11 protein-coding genes are annotated in these 15,803 nt (G+C 45.3%); 9 read left to right on the top strand and 2 right to left on the bottom strand.

The window, feature by feature from the left end:
* Nucleotides 1-45 precede the first annotated feature (45 nt).
* From AC060N_RS06510 to AC060N_RS06525, 4 genes are read left to right on the top strand one after another with little or no spacing between them, the layout of a single operon-like run.
* Entirely contained in the window at nucleotides 46-1,335 is a 1,290-nt protein-coding gene (locus AC060N_RS06510; protein ID WP_479526369.1) for an MGH1-like glycoside hydrolase domain-containing protein, read from the top strand.
* Complete coding sequence (locus AC060N_RS06515; protein ID WP_479526370.1) at nucleotides 1,332-2,912, top strand: sodium:solute symporter family protein; 1,581 nt, start codon at nucleotides 1,332-1,334, stop codon at nucleotides 2,910-2,912. The genes AC060N_RS06510 and AC060N_RS06515 overlap by 4 nt, the downstream gene beginning before the upstream one ends.
* Nucleotides 2,913-2,915: 3 nt before the next feature.
* Nucleotides 2,916-4,595 (top strand): alpha-amylase family glycosyl hydrolase, encoded by a 1,680-nt coding sequence (locus tag AC060N_RS06520; protein ID WP_479526371.1) that lies wholly within the window; start codon nucleotides 2,916-2,918, stop codon nucleotides 4,593-4,595.
* Between the two features lie 50 nt (nucleotides 4,596-4,645).
* Nucleotides 4,646-5,767, top strand: a complete 1,122-nt coding sequence (locus tag AC060N_RS06525) for a glycerate kinase (protein WP_479526372.1) — start codon at nucleotides 4,646-4,648, stop codon at nucleotides 5,765-5,767.
* A 5-nt stretch (nucleotides 5,768-5,772) separates the two neighbouring features.
* Here AC060N_RS06525 and AC060N_RS06530 read toward each other — a convergent pair whose 3' ends face one another.
* Nucleotides 5,773-6,798 carry a zinc-dependent alcohol dehydrogenase family protein gene (locus AC060N_RS06530; RefSeq protein WP_479526373.1) on the bottom strand — a complete coding sequence of 342 codons (1,026 nt, stop codon included), beginning with the start codon at nucleotides 6,796-6,798 and terminating at the stop codon, nucleotides 5,773-5,775.
* 137 nt (nucleotides 6,799-6,935) lie between these two features.
* On the opposite strand from AC060N_RS06530, the gene AC060N_RS06535 reads away from it, so the two are divergent.
* Both AC060N_RS06535 and AC060N_RS06540 read left to right on the top strand, forming a co-directional pair.
* Nucleotides 6,936-7,688 carry a DUF72 domain-containing protein gene (locus AC060N_RS06535; RefSeq protein WP_479526374.1) on the top strand — a complete coding sequence of 251 codons (753 nt, stop codon included), beginning with the start codon at nucleotides 6,936-6,938 and terminating at the stop codon, nucleotides 7,686-7,688.
* A gap of 9 nt (nucleotides 7,689-7,697) precedes the next feature.
* The gene (locus tag AC060N_RS06540) at nucleotides 7,698-7,967 is read left to right on the top strand and encodes a cytoplasmic protein (RefSeq protein WP_153638459.1); all 270 of its coding nucleotides are present in this window, start codon (nucleotides 7,698-7,700) and stop codon (nucleotides 7,965-7,967) included.
* A gap of 5 nt (nucleotides 7,968-7,972) precedes the next feature.
* Here the strand turns inward: AC060N_RS06540 and AC060N_RS06545 are convergent, their stop codons facing one another.
* Nucleotides 7,973-9,529 carry an ArnT family glycosyltransferase gene (locus AC060N_RS06545; RefSeq protein ID WP_479526375.1) on the bottom strand — a complete coding sequence of 519 codons (1,557 nt, stop codon included), beginning with the start codon at nucleotides 9,527-9,529 and terminating at the stop codon, nucleotides 7,973-7,975.
* Nucleotides 9,530-10,003: 474 nt separating this feature from the next.
* Between AC060N_RS06545 and AC060N_RS06550 the strand changes: the two genes are divergently transcribed.
* Genes AC060N_RS06550 through AC060N_RS06560 form a run of 3 tightly spaced genes read left to right on the top strand, consistent with a single transcriptional unit; the run spans nucleotide 10,004 to nucleotide 15,790 of the window.
* Nucleotides 10,004-10,900 carry an ABC transporter ATP-binding protein gene (locus AC060N_RS06550; protein ID WP_106542009.1) on the top strand — a complete coding sequence of 299 codons (897 nt, stop codon included), beginning with the start codon at nucleotides 10,004-10,006 and terminating at the stop codon, nucleotides 10,898-10,900.
* A 49-nt stretch (nucleotides 10,901-10,949) separates the two neighbouring features.
* On the top strand, nucleotides 10,950-14,291 hold the full coding sequence (locus AC060N_RS06555; protein WP_479526376.1) for a golvesin C-terminal-like domain-containing protein: 3,342 nt from the start codon (nucleotides 10,950-10,952) through the stop codon (nucleotides 14,289-14,291).
* Nucleotides 14,292-14,302: 11 nt separating this feature from the next.
* Entirely contained in the window at nucleotides 14,303-15,790 is a 1,488-nt protein-coding gene (locus tag AC060N_RS06560; protein ID WP_479526377.1) for a TolC family protein, read from the top strand.
* Nucleotides 15,791-15,803 lie beyond the last annotated feature (13 nt).

A 15,803-nucleotide genomic window follows, 5' to 3' on the forward strand; every position in this document is an offset into this window, starting at 1 on the left:
AAGTCGGTTATTCTATTATGGAATAGCCGACTTTTTCTTCTCTATATGGAACTTGCTGAACAGTGTAAACAGGTGTTAGATAAGAACTGGAAAGGGAGATTTACCATTCCTTCGCCACGTTTGTATCCGTTTCAATGGAATTGGGATTCGGGATTTATTGCGTTGGGAAACCTGCATCACATGCCGGAGAGAGCACTTACCGAAATGGAGGCACTTTTTTCCGGTCAATGGAAGAATGGATTTTTACCGCATATTATTTTTCATGAAGCGGAAAAATATTCATCCTACTTTCCTTCTGCTGACTATTGGAACTCCGGTGTGTCGGAAGAAGCACCTGCTGATTTGAAAACATCAGGGATTACTCAGCCGCCGGTTCACGGTTTTATCCTGGAAGAACTCTTTAAGGCTGGGCTGGATGTTAGTCGGGTTAGTGAACTGTTCGACAAAATCAGTGCCTATCACCGATGGCTCTATCAGTACCGGGAGCACAAATCCACCGGATTGGTGGCCATTTGGCATAACTGGGAGTCGGGGATGGATAACTCACCGTGGTGGGATATTCCGCTGGAGCGAATTACGTTGGACAAACTTGAATACATTCAGCTCGAAAGGAAAGATGTTCACGAAGTGGAAGAGAGCGAATCGACCCGGCCTAAAGATTTGGATTACAAACGATATCTTTATCTGGTTGATACGCTCAGGGAACACAAATATTCAGGAATTCCCGCTGATTTTCCGTTCCAGATACTCGATCCGGTTTTCAACAGTATTTTGCTGGAATCAACCAGGAGTCTTATTCGCCTTGGAAAAGTATTGAATAAAGAAACAGACTGGCTTTCGCAGAAATTGAATCGGGGAATTGAAAGCTTCGATGTCTATTTTCTGGATGATGAGCAGGACCTTTATTTTCCTTGCGATCTGGTTGGAAAAGAACAACTAAAGCAACCCTGTTCAGGTTCTTATATTCCCATATTTGCCGGAATCCCTTCTTTGGCCCGTGTTCAACGGATGTTGGAATCTTACGTGAAGAGCCGAGAGATTCGTCCTTTTCCGTCATGTCATCCGGAAGGAGGAGGTTTTGAGAAAAAAAACTATTGGCGCGGACCGGTTTGGGTAAATATGAACTGGCTGATTTGGAAAGGTTTGCTAAATTACCATCTTTCCGATGAAGCTGAGCTGGTTAAAAATCAAACCATTGAAATGGTGAAGAAATACGGGATTTACGAATACTTTAATCCCTTTACCGATGACCAGTCGGAAACCGGTTATGGAGGAGCTGATTTTTCGTGGACTGCGGCACTGGTGTTGGACATGATTAATAAAACGACGTCATGAATTGGATAGACTATATCATAGTAGTTGTTTATGCCGGCGGCTTTTTGTTGCTGGGAAAACTGTTCAGCAAGAAAAGTGGACGGCAGGACTACTACCTCGGAGGAAAATCATTTGGCTGGTTTCCGTTGAGTTTGTCGGTGATGGCTACTCAGCTGTCTGCCATTAGCTTTATCTCGGCACCTGCTTTCGTTGGAATTCGTCAGGGAGGTGGATTGCAATGGCTCAGTTATGAGTTTGGGTTACCGCTGGCCATGATATTCCTTGGAGTATTTCTGGTTCCCAAGTTATATAAAGCCGGAATTGTCAGTATTTACGAATATCTCGAGAACCGGTTCAACCGCTCAACACGCGTTTTGATTAGCATTGTTTTTCAGATAAGTCGTTCTTTTGGAACAGGAGTGATGGTTTATGCCGTGGCCCTGATTCTGATGAGTGTGTTGGGGATTCCGTTTTACCAGACCATCTTGGTGATTGGTGTCATCACGCTGATTTATTCTTATCAGGGTGGAATGAGTGCAGTCGTGTATGGCGATATGATTCAGATGATTATCCTGGTCGGTGGAATTGTGGTTTCGTTATTTGTTGGGCTTGATTACCTGGGCGGTTTCCACAATTTTATGGCTCACCTGGATCCCTCACGTTTAAATGCAGTCAATTTTAAAGATTTTGGAATTGGGGAGGGAAGTGGTAGTGCTTTCGGATTTTTCCCGATGGTGATCGGTGGTTTCTTTTTGTATGCATCCTATTACGGAACAGACCAGTCGCAGGTGCAGCGTTTGTTGTCGGCGAAGAACATCAAAACAGCCCGAAATACTCTGCTGGTAAATGGTTTGCTGCGATTCCCGATTACGTTGCTGTATAGTATCATGGGATTGGTGGTTGGAACATTTGCGTTGGTGACCCCGGCTTTTTCCAGCCTGATTCCGGCTGACAAACCCGACCTGTTAATCCCGGTTTTTATTCGTGATTATTTGCCCCACGGACTGGTGGGATTATTGATTGTCGCGATTCTGTCGGCAGCCATGTCATCGCTCAGTTCAACTATTAACTCGTTGAGCGCCGTTACCACAGAAGATTTATTGGTAGCCGGAAAGAAAGTCAGCGATAAAACATACTTCAAATACTCTAAGCTTACCTCAGTCTTTTGGGGAGTTGTTACCATTGTACTTGCGTTTTTTACCGGGAATATTGCTGACACTGTTATCGAAGCGATCAATAAAGTAGGGTCGGTTTTCTATGGTCCCATTCTGGCCACATTTATGGTTGCCAGCATGGTTCGCTGGGTGCATTCGCGGGCAATGAATATTGGATTGGTCACCGGTGTTTTAGTCAATGTGTTTCTTTGGTTGGTTGTAGGTGATCATCTTTTCTGGTTCTGGTGGAACCTCATTGGCGCAGTGGTCACCTTCGCGGTAGCTTTAGCGGTTCAGAAACTGACTCAGAAGGAGAAAATAATAGCTGAAAAGCAAGCTGTTGATGAGGAACCCTATCATTTCTGGTCGAGAAATACCATTATTTTAATTGTACAGTTTATCGTGATTGTATTGATAAGCCTGTCACTAAAATATCTCTTGTAATTTATGGAATACATTAAGGAACTCCTGTCAGGTATATACAAGCCTGAAGAGGTTACTTTGCTTTTGGATGGAATTGATAAACTCTGGAATAAGTACCAGTTTCTCGCTGACGCGGAAAATAAAGTGCTTACGCAGAAGGATGTCGTTTTAATAACGTATGGCGATCAGGTTTATCAGGAAGGAGAGGATAAATTGGTGACGCTAAACCGGTTTTTGAATAAGTATTTAAGCCGGCAGGTTTCCATCGTACATATTCTTCCGTTTTATCCATATACTTCGGACGATGGCTTTTCGGTAACTGATTATTATTCGGTTAATCCTGAGCTGGGAAACTGGCAGGAAGTTGAAAAGATGTCTGACGATTTCCGGTTGCTGTTCGATGCAGTCATCAATCATAACTCGAGTCAATCTGATTGGTTTGTGAGTTTTTTGAACGGCGAAGAGCAATACGGTGATTTTTACATCGAAGTGGATAAACTGGACGGTTACGAGAATGTGACCCGTCCGCGAACATCTCCGTTGGTACATACTTTTTCAGGAAAGAACCGCGATTACCAGGTTTGGACAACGTTTAGCCGCGACCAGGTTGACCTGAATTTTGCCAATCCACAGTTATTGTTGGAGATGCTTAATCTGTTGCTGTTTTACGTGTCGAAAGGTGCTTCGATTATTCGGCTGGACGCAGTAGGATTTATCTGGAAGGAGAAGAATACAACCTGCATGCACCTTCCACAGGCACATAAATTGGTTAAGCTGATGCGAAGTGTTATTGAACATCTGAATCCTTCTGTAATGATGCTGACTGAGACCAATGTGCCACACCTGGATAATATCGCTTATTTTGGCGACGGCGACGAGGCGCATATGGTGTATAATTTTACGCTGCCTCCGTTGCTGGCTTTTAGCTTGCTAAATGAAACGACGGAGCGCTTTAGTGATTGGGTTTCGAATCTGGTCGTTCCGCATAAAAACGTCTGTTATTTCAATTTTCTCTCCAGTCACGACGGTATCGGTGTGATGCCGGTAGATGACATTCTGAATCGGGATGAACTCAATGTGCTCATCGACGCGGCGCAGGCTAACGGAGGTAAAGTTTCGTACAAATCCAAAGGGAACGGTGAGCAAGTTCCGTACGAAATCAACTGTAACTACCTTAGCTTACTTCATGGACCAACCCATGATGAGGAGTTGGGAGTGAGACGTAGTCTACTGGCTCATGCTGTATTGCTGACGATGCCCGGATTGCCGGCTATCTATTTTCATTCGATGGTGGGCTCGGTGAACGATGTAAAGGGAATGGAGGAGAGCGGACAGAACCGTCGAATCAACCGGCAGAAGTTCGAATACAAATACCTGGAGGAGCTGCTCGATAATCCGGATACGCGCCAGTCAGTTATCCTAAACGGATTGAAGAGTTTGATTGATATCCGGAAAAATGAACAGGCTTTCGACCCATATGGCGAATTTGAGGTTATCAGTTCGGTTAATGGCGTATTCTCTTTGTGCAGAAAAGGAAATTCGGATGAAGATTCCGTATATGCTCATTTTAACCTGACACAGCAAACGCAAAACATACTGCTGGCTGGAAATGCTGAATGGACGGATATCATCTCTAATCGTACCTTTAATAAGGAGTTGTCTCTTCAGGGACTCGAATTTGTTTGGCTGAAGAAAAGAGGATAAATAGCAGATATTCGAACTTTTTTATTACTTCATCTCATAAAAGTAAGCTGATGAAATTTCTGGTTGCCACCGATAAATTCAAAGGTTCCCTGACCGCCTTGGAGGCATGTAATGCTGTTAAGGAGGGAATTCTGAAGGTGATACCTTCGGCACAGGTCGATATGTTGCCTTTGGCCGACGGTGGTGATGGGACGTTGGAAACCATCGAATCGAAACTTCATTTCAAGCGGATTTATCTTGAAGTAAAGGGCCCGTTATTCGGGAAAGTGGAAGCCTGGTACGGCTTGCAGGAGGACACGGCTTATATCGAAATGGCGTCCGCTTCCGGTTTACTGTTATTGAAGGAAGAGGAACAACATGCTGCTTCCACAACTACACTGGGAACCGGTGAAATGATTGTTGATGCTTTAGAACGCGGTGCCCGGAAGATTTACCTGTTTGTTGGGGGAAGTGCTACCAACGATTGCGGCCTGGGTGTGGCGCAGGCATTGGGCTACCGTTTTTTCGATAAGTATAACAACGAATTACAGCCAGTTGGTTCTTCGCTGGAAAAGATTGTGTCCATTCGTGGAGAAGTCCATCCGGATGTCGCTAATACGGAGTTTGTATTGGTTACTGATGTGGAAAATCCTTTGTACGGAACGAATGGGGCTGCCCATGTTTTTGCAATGCAGAAAGGAGCTAATCAGGAAGAGATAGAAATGCTGGATAGAGGGCTGAGACGTCTCAGCGAACTGATAAAACAGGAGTGGAAGTTTGATGTGGCTAACATTCCCGGGGCAGGAGCCGCCGGTGGATTGGGAGCCGGTGCCATGATTTTTCTGAATGCAAAACCACAGAAGGGGATTACAACTATCATGGAAATTCTGCATTTTGACCAATTGCTGGAAGGTGCAGATATGCTTATCTCGGGCGAAGGAAAATTTGATAAACAAACACTGGAAGGCAAAGTCGTCAAAGGAACGATGGAGCGTGCACAGGAATTCCATAAACCTTTTGGCGTGGTTTGCGGTATTTCCGAACTGGCGCCCGATGAAATCAAAGATTTGCCTATCATTGCTGTTGAGGCTATCAAAAATGAGGAAACGAAATTTGAAGAGGCGATGCAAAATGCTTATGCTCTTTTGGTTTCCCGAACAGAACAACTTGTTGAGAAGATGCTAAAGTCCTGACAGTATTAGATTTCCAAAACTTTTGCTCCCCTGATTTTCCGTTGTTTGATGTCGATCAATGCTTGGTTGGCTTTTTCAAACGGATAAATCGTAACATCCGGCTTGAATGGCATCTCCGCCGCAGCTGAAATCAAAGCTTTCACATCGTGGCTGGTGACATTGGCCACACTTTTTATCTCCTTTTCCATCCACAGGTGCCGGTCGTAATCCATCCGGTACAGCTCATCTTTGTCAATACTTTCCTTCCGGATAGCGTTGATGACTAGCCGCCCGCCTGGTTTCAGGTATTCCAATGCTTGTATTACCGGCTTCCATACCGGAGTGGTGTCAATGATGCTGTCCAGCTTGTGGGGCGGTTTATCGGTTGTGTCCCCGGCCCAGGTAGCACCTAATTCCAATGCAAATTTTTGTTCGTTTGGATTTCGCGCAAAGACGTACACTTCTGATTTTGGGAAGCGAAACCGCAGCAGTTTAATGACCAAATGGGCGGAAGCTCCAAAGCCGGTAAGTCCGAACCGCTGACCGTCTATTGGGTTACAGAGTGCAGCGGAACGGTAACCAATGGCTCCGGCACAGAGCAACGGAGCGGCCTCGGCATCGCTGAACAAGTCGGGGATTTTGTAGGCAAAACCTTCTGGTACGGTCATGTATTCAGCGTATCCGCCGTTGACATCTCTTCCTGTTGCCAGGAAATCGGGGCAAAGGTTTTCCCTTCCCGAAAGGCAATATTCACATTTTCCGCAAGCCGAGAAAATCCAGGCTATACCTACGCGATCCCCTTCTTTTATGACGGAATTACTTCCCCGGTTTTCTTCTACGATTCCGACGACCTGGTGCCCCGGAACGACCGGAAACTTCGGTGGCGGTGTTCTGCCTTCAATCTCGTCCAGTTCAGTGTGACAGACGCCGCAGGCTTTTACCTTTATCAACAGTTCGCCTTCTTTTGGAACTGGTTTGGGCAGTTCAACCTGTTTGAGTGGTTCCTGTTCTTTATTCAAATCGCTGATTTTGTCAATAACCCACGCTTTCATGACGATGATTTTTAGCTGGTTCAACTATAAAGTTAGTGTCTGTTGAGCGGGATTACAAAATGGACCGTTGGTGAATTACAGATTCCCATACCGATTTCATAACTTTACCGGTAGCGGCGAAAAAAAAGATTGGTGAGATGGATTTCAATAACTTACATATCGGCACTTCGGGATGGAGTTACAAGCACTGGAATGGTGTGTTTTATCCTCCGGAAGTGAAACCGGCCCAATACCTTGAACATTATCTGACACAGTTCGACTGCGTGGAACTGAACTCCAGCTTTTACCACTTGCCTAAAAAGATAACAGCTTCCGGGTGGATGGACCGCACGCCGGAAAACTTCCGTTTTTGTCCGAAGATAAGTCGTTTTATTACGCACCAGCGACGTTTGTTATTTGCAGAGGAAGCAGTGCAGAACTTTTTCGACGTTTTTGATACCATGGCCACACGTCTGGGACCAGTGTTGATTCAACTTCCACCAGGTTTACATTATGATTTGCCCAGGCTAACTGATTTTCTGAATTACCTGAGTGAACAGTTTAGTGAGTATCAGTTTGCCATCGAGGTAAGGCATGATTCCTGGTTGCGCGACGAATTTTTCGATTTGCTTAGGCGAAATAATATGGCTTTTGTGATGGCCGATTCAGGGAAACGCTATCCGTCGGCCGAGGTGGTTACTGCCGGCTTCGTTTATCTCCGTCTTCATGGTAATGTAAAGTTGTATGCTACCGATTACCGCACGGAAGAGTTACAGGAATATGCAACGAAAATAAAGAACTGGATAAATGAGGGAAAAGAAGTTTGGGTATTCTTCAATAACGATTTTGAAGGATATGCTGTGAAAAACGCGATGGAATTAAGAGATTTGATGATGAACGACCAAAATTAGTTTGGCACGATGAACGATTTGATACCGGTTAAGGTTGAGTGTTATTCCGGCTACAAAGCAGACGAATACCCCATTTGTTTTTATTGGGGCAATATCTGTTTCGACATCAAAGAAATACTCGATCGCTGGTATCAGACCGACAGTCACGCCGAATGGCCTGCTGCCAATTACTTCAAGGTAGAGACTCTGAATGGCCAGTATTTCCTGTTAAAACACGAAATGAAACCCGATCACTGGTACCTCGTTGTCAAGGGCGAAAGCATGAACCTACAGGCTTGAGCTTTCTATTTTACCCATTGATAAACCTGCGTAGTCTTGTTTTCGAACAGATCCTTCTGGTGAACAATCTCTTTTAGCGGAAGCGATTTCAATTCATCCTGTACTTTTGTAATTGAGATGAGATAACCATTCGGGTGCTTCTGGAAGAAAGTACTGACCTCTTCCGGCGTTTTCATTTCGGGTATGTGTTTCTTCAGGGCAAAGGCAAAGGCTGGATTAAATCGTCCATAGAATGCAACTGGGCGACTGGTATCCATCACCGTAAGCGCTTTTTGTACCGGGTTTTGTTGGTTTACTAACGGGAAAGCTACCAGGAAAAAGAGCAGTCCTGCCATAATCCATCCAGCTGAGAGTGCTGTGAAAATTCTTTGTTGACTGCGGTTCCGGTAGAAATCATATAATGCCCAGGCGGCTCCTGCCGGAATCACCAAAAACAACCAGGCCAGGTTAGCTACCGGAACGAGGCTTTTATCCAGTTTCATGGCAATGAAAGCACCAATCGGGATGAGCAAACCAACTCCTAGGTTGATCCAGAGCGGGCCTTTCATTTTTAATTTACAGTTGCTGAGGTAATAACCAATGAGTACGGCTACAAACGGATAGGCCGGCATCGGGTAGTTGGGTAACTGCGTGGAAGATATCGAGAAGAAAACGATGATGACCACTGAAACAATCATCGCAAACAGAATCAAATCATTATTCTTGCGTTGACGAAATGCTTCCCGGTAGGACTGAAAAAGAAAAACAGTGTACGGGAGAAAGGCGAGTAAGACGAAAACAGCGGTCAACAGGAAGAAGCCGCCGTGTCCTTCCATTTCGCTGGAAAAGCGGTCGAGATTGTGCTTGAAAAAGAACTGACGTGTCCATTCGCCATTGGTCGCCAACCCAACTTTAACATACCACGGGATAGCTATAATTCCGGTTACGACAACTCCCAAAAGTAAACGGAATTGTTTGATGGTTTTCCAGCGGAAATCGCGTTTCAGAATTAAAAACAGCAAACCATTTAGTCCGGCAAAACCAAGTGCAACCGGTCCCTTGGCAAGGATTGCCAAGGCAAGTGATACATACATCGTGATGAGCCAGGACCATCGTCGAGACTGGTAAAACTCGAAGAAAGCCCAATGGGTTAATGTCATGAAGAATATAAGATAGGGATCGGGGACCGCTAAATGAAACTCGATAGAGAAATTCAGTGATGTGATAAGGATAAGCCAGGTAAGCAGGGCTGTTTTTTCTCCGGTATATTTTCTTGTAAACAGAAATGTGATGAGCAATGTAAGAGCGCCCATGATAGCCGAAAAGAACCGGGCGGCGAATTCATTCACTCCGAAAACCTTGAAAGAGGCCATCATAAAGTAATAGTGCAACGGCGGCTTGTCGGTGCGCAGCCGGTCGTTAAATGTAGGAACCACCAAATCGTTTCGGGTAAACATTTCCCTGGCACATTCCACATTTTTCGATTCATCGAGGATGTATATCGGATTGTAGCGGATACCAGCCGTATAAAGGAAAAAGGCTGCAAAAAATAGGAATATAGGAAGATATTTACCTGTTTTCATCTGTTTAAAATTTTTTGATTCCTGAATGTTCAAAAAATTTCTGCACATTCAGGAACTCACATCAATTTTAACCATCCTCGGGTGTGTATTAGAAGATGATAAAAATTCATGTTCGTTTCATCATTGTCTAATCTTAATTCTGGGCAAAAATACGGCTTACCGACTGTAATCATGTGTTTTAGCTGATTTTTCTTTTTTCTTTTTGTCGATTCGTTGAATTTCAGGTGGTTAAAGATGAAATTATGATTACCTTTAAAATCCGTTAAATTTATTATGTAACGTTTTTAAACCTTTTACTACCAATAGTATCAAAGAAACTAATCTTTCTAAGACGTTCCTTTCCTGTGAAAATGCAAGCTCCTGACTAACCGCTTATTCAGCGCTATACATCTGAATGTATTTCACATCGCAGGAATCGTTTTTCGAGAATTAGCTAATACGGAATCGATTGTTAACACCTCAAAAACTAAACGTGTGAACATTGAGATTAAAGATCTGAATAAGATTTATCCGAATGGAAATCATGCTCTGAAAGAGGTATCGCTGGAGATCGGAAATGGCATGTTTGGTTTACTCGGTCCTAATGGTGCCGGTAAATCGAGCCTGATGCGTATTTTGGTTACCCTGATGAAACCTTCGAAAGGGCAGGTGCTGGTAAATGGCCTCGATTTGCAGAAGCATCGTCGCGAAATCAGGAATATGTTGGGCTACCTGCCCCAGGATTTCCGCTTTTTCGCCAAACTAACCACCTGGGAATTCCTGGATTATAGTGCTCGTCTGGCGGGTATCAAACAACGGAAAGCCCGGATGAGCGCAGTAGAACAGATGCTGGAAGAGGTTGGGCTGTACGAAGCCCGCAACCGCATGGCCAACAAGCTGTCGGGTGGTATGAAACGCCGTCTCGGCATTGCGCAGGCACTGATTGGCGAACCGAAAATCATTATTGTGGATGAGCCGACTACCGGTCTCGACCCGGAAGAGCGCATCCGTTTCCGGAATTTGCTCTCGTCTATCAGCGAGCGGGAAGTTATTATCATTCTTTCCACGCACATTGTGGGCGATATCTCCAGTACTTGTACCGATATGGCGTTGCTAAACCAAGGCTCTTTGGCATATCATGGTGCTCCGGACAAGCTGATTGAAATGGCCCGTGGAAATGTCTGGCAGATTTCGGCTACCGAAACGGAATACCAGGAGATACAGGAAAAGTATCCCATTATATCTTCTATTCCGGCTGAGTCCGGCTGGGAAGTACAGGTGGTTGCCCGCGACGTGAACGGTTACGCCGGGGAACAGATTGAACCAAACCTGGAACATGCTTACGTGAATTTCATGGAGCATGAACTAAATCAACGCTGGCACGAAGAATAAGGTCTGCCGGTTATTATCTTAAAATCCTAACGCTAAAGAAACAACGATCATGGCATCACTTCACCATATTCGTACCGTAGCCACATACGAATCCAAAACCCTGTTCCGCAGTTGGTTTTTCCGGATTTTTGCCATCCTGGCGCTGGTATTTGTCTTCTTTTTCAACCTCTTTTATCAAACTAAAGTCGGATTTCCGTTCGACGATATGGTTGCCCTGCCAGCGAAGGTTCCGTTCATGAACCTGTACATTATTAATATGGCGCAGGCCATTATCGCGATTTTTCTGGCATCCGACTTCCTGAAAAGGGATAAAAAGCTTGACACCACCGAGGTTATCTACATGCGTTCTATGTCGAACGCCGATTACGTGATTGGGAAAACGCTGGGGAACCTGTATGTTTTCCTGTTGCTGAATGTAGTTGCACTGGTGATGGTAGCTGTTTTCAACCTGATTTCGCCGTACAGTGCGTTCCGGTTGATGCCCTATTTTTACTATTTCTTCCTGGTAAGTGTGCCTACACTGTTGTTCATTCTGGGGTTGGCCTTTTTACTGATGTCGGTTATCCGGAACCAGGCGTTGACCTTTATTCTGCTGTTGGGCTACATCGCGGCAACGCTTTTCTATCTGCAGGGAAAATCCCATTTCCTGTTTGATTACATGGCTTACCGGTTGCCGCTCACCTGGTCCGACTTCGTGGGCTTTGGTAACCTGAATAGCTTGCTGATGCAACGCGGAATCTATTTCTTCCTCGGTGTTGGCTTCATTTGTCTGACCATTCTGTTGCTGAAGCGGTTGAATCAATCGAAAACCGTAAACGGAGTTGTGACCGTTGTCGGAGTCGGTTCGCTGATTTTCGCGCTGGTCTTAGGATTTTTCTATGTAAACCGGGTTAGTCAGTTCGACAATCACCGGAAGGAAATGATTGCACTGAATGACCAGTACGCCAAGGCTCCGGTGATGCAAATGACTCGTTGCGATTTGGACGTGAAGCATAACGGAAATTTGATTGTCGCTACTGCCGATATGCAACTGAAAAATACGACCAGTGAACCGGTAAAAGAAATCATTCTGACGCTGAATCCCGGACTGAAGGTGACCAATGTGGAAGGTGCCGGATTCGAACGTGATCAGCAGCTGTTGAAGCTCAAGCCGCAAGATGCTGTTGCACCGGGTGATTCCTTGCATGTAAAAGTGCAATATGCCGGTACCATCGACGAATCGTTGTGTTACCTCGATTACGACCGGGAAAGACTTGATAAGATTACGCTGGAAGACAATGCAACCATCGATAAACGGCACGCATTTGTGCAGAGCAACTATGTATTATTGACTCCTGAAACGCGCTGGTACCCAACGCCCGGAATTACTTACTCCTCAAAAGGACTGGGCTGGTTGCACAAGGAATTCACCCGTTTTTCGCTTACCGTAGAACCGGCCAATGATAGTTTGAAGGTATTGTCGCAGGGCGAGAAAACAATTGCTCAGGATGGTAAAATAACCTTCCGCGATAAAGAGCCGTTGCAACAGATCTCGCTGGTGATGGGAAATTACCAAACCCGTTCCATCACCGTCGATAGTATCCAATATAGCCTGACTTACCTGAAAGGACATAACCGTTTCGACGAATTCTTCACGGAAGTAAAGGATTCACTGGCACCGGTTATCCGTGATTTGAAAAGTACATTTGAGGCTAAATTGCAGCTGCGGTATCCGTTTAACCGGCTCGAGCTGGTGGAAGTACCGGTGCAGTTTTATTCTTATTCGCATCTGTGGACGGTTGCCCGCGAGCAGGTACAGCCCGAAATGGTCTTTCTGCCGGAAGGCGGTTACATGGTTTCCGGAGCGAACTTTGCTTTGTCGAAACGCTGGGCCGAGCGCAGGAGCCGACATACCAACGAAAGTGTTACAGAACGGGAGTCGGAAGAGAACCTTTTCCGCGATTTTGTGAACCGAGCATTGTTATCAACTGATGAAGGCCGCGGATTTCGTATGCGGTTCGGAGGCCCAGGACGAAACTTTGATGACAATCCGAATCCGTATTTTCTCTTTCCCGATTATTACACTTACGTGAATGAAATCAATTCACCGAAGTATCCCATCATGAACCGCGTGCTCGAATCATATCTGGTCGAGCGCACATCGGATGATCGCCCCGGTTTCATGCGTAATTTCATGGGAATGTCGAGCGATGAGCGTGGAAACATGGAACTTCAGGATAAATCGTTTGCACAGGTATTGCAGAATCAGGACGACCCGGATATTGTGGATAACATCATTCAAACGAAAGGTGAATTCCTGTTTGCGCTGATGAAAGCGGCTGCCGGCGAAGATAAGTTCGATAACGTGCTGAATTCCTTCCTGGAGAAAAGCCGTTTCCGGGAAACCGGAATCAATGATCTGAAAACAGATTTGGCCTCTTCATTCAATCTGCAACTCGACGATTATCTTTCTTCCTGGTACAATTCGAAAGAGTTACCGGGTTACCTCGTTACTGATGTGGAAGCTGTGAAAGTGAAAGATGGCGACCGGACGCCAACGATGGTGACTTTCCACTTGTCAAATACCGGAAAAGAACCCGGTGTGGTGAAATTTACCTTCCGTTTGGGCGGTCAGGGCCGGAGGGGAAGACGTTTCGGCGGAGGCGGAGATGAAGAGACGGTAGAGCGGATTGTTGCTATCGCACCTCATCAAACCAAACGAGTTGGCATCTTGCTCAACGAAGAGCCCCGTATGATGATGACCAACACGTTCGCATCAGCCAATATTCCGTCTGTGTTGACACAGCGTTTTGAGAAAATTGAGTTGGACGAAAAACGGACTCCGTTCAATGGGGAAGAGGTGATTGATTATGAAGATGGAACTGCCCCAAATGAGACGATTGTCGATAATGAAGACCCTGAATTCAAACTGATACAACCCGAGTCGAGCAGTTTCCTGAAAAAGATTTTTGAGGCTCAGCTCGTGGATAACGAGGATCAGAAGTACAAAGGTTTGAACTTCTGGCGTCCGCCGGTGGAATGGACCTTAACGACCAATACCAATTTCTATGGGAAAACGGTTCGTTCGGCCTATTATACCAAAGGAGGTACAGGCGATCGTGAAGCTATCTGGAATGTTCCTGTTAAGGAGTCCGGTTATTACACCGTGTATGCTTACGTCCCGAAAATCAACATGCGTTGGCGGGGTGAGGACAAAGGCGAATACACTTACACCATTCATCACGATGATGGAGAAGATCATCCGGTAGTTGATATTAAAAGCACCGATGGCGGCTGGGTTGAACTGGGAGCTTACTATTTCTCACCTGATACCGCGAAAATTGAATTAACGAATAAAACCGACGCCAGTATCGTGTATGCCGATGCAGTGAAACTGGTCAAAGAAAAATAACCTGAAAATCCATGAATAAACTAAAGTATCTCTATTTATTGTTGTTGCTGGGAGTGACTTTGCCGTTGCATGCACAAAAAATTCTGACCCTCGATGATGCCATGGCAATCGCAGTGAAGCACAGCCCCGATTTGATTGCTTCGAGGCTGAACCTGGAACGGACGAGCGAATCGCTGAATGCGAAACGGGCTTCCATGAAATCCCAGTTTTCGCTGAATCTGAACCCTCTTCAATACAGCCAGAGCCGGGAATTCAACGATTTGATCTCGCAATGGAACACCACGGAAAATTTCCAAACCTATGGAACGTTTACGGTTGAGCAGCCGATTTTGCTCACCGATGGAACCATTTCGCTCAACAACCGATTTGGCTGGAGGAACAGTTACAGTGAGTACTCGGGCGTCCGGGATAAATCATTCTATAATGACCTCTATCTTAGTCTTACACAACCGTTGTTCACCTACAACAGGCAGAAAATGGAACTGAAACAGCTGGAGCTGGATAACGAAAATGCCATGTTGAGCTATGCCATGCAGCGGTTAAACCTCGAAAAGAATGTGTCCCAATTCTTCTACAATGTTTATCTGGCGCAAATGAGCCTGAACATCAAAGAAGATGAATACAAAAACACGCAGAAGAGCTACGATATCATTAAAAATAAGGTGGATGCAGGACTGGCTGCCCAGGAAGAACTGTACCAGGCCGAGGTGAACCTGGAAACAGCACGCTCTGACCGGGATAATCAACGGGTGACCCTGGAGAATTACAAAGACCAGTTTAAGCAGTACATCGGTATGGATATTTATGAAGATATCACCGTGATGACCGATGTGGAAGTGAAGCCGGTAGCTGTAGATCAGCAAAAAGCGATTCAGCACGGTTTGGCTTCCCGCATGGAGATTCGTCAACGCGAGATTAATGTTCAGAATTCACAGTTCGACTTGATCCAGGTGAAGGCAGCTAATGAATTTCGCGGGGATGTCAGTATTACCTATGGTTTGTTGGGTGACAACCAGGAGTTGAAGGATGTGTACAGAAATCCAACGCGGAATCCTCGGGTAAACGTGGCGTTCAATATTCCTTTGTGGGATTGGGGAGAAAAGAAGGCTCAAATTAAGGCACAGGAAGCTGTGATTAAAACGCAGGAACTGAACCTGAGCAATGAAAAAGTTCAGATTACATTGGACATTCGTCAAGTGGTGAGAAGTCTTCAGAATATGAAAAACCAGATTGACATTGCTAAAATCAACGAGAAGAACGCACAGTTGACGTATGATATTAACCTGGAACGTTACCAGAACGGCGACCTGACCAGTATGGATTTGAACCTGTATCAAACACAGCTTTCGGAGAAGAAAATGGCTTATGCGCAATCGCTTATCGATTATCGCATTGAGCTGTTGAACCTGAAGGTACAAACGCTATACGACTTCGAGGCGAAAAAATCGGTTGTACCCGAAGAATTTCTGAAAGAATATCGCGATAGCCAAACGAAATAACCATTCCTGAAAA

It is taken from the genome of Prolixibacter sp. DSM 2831 (genome assembly GCF_056493735.1).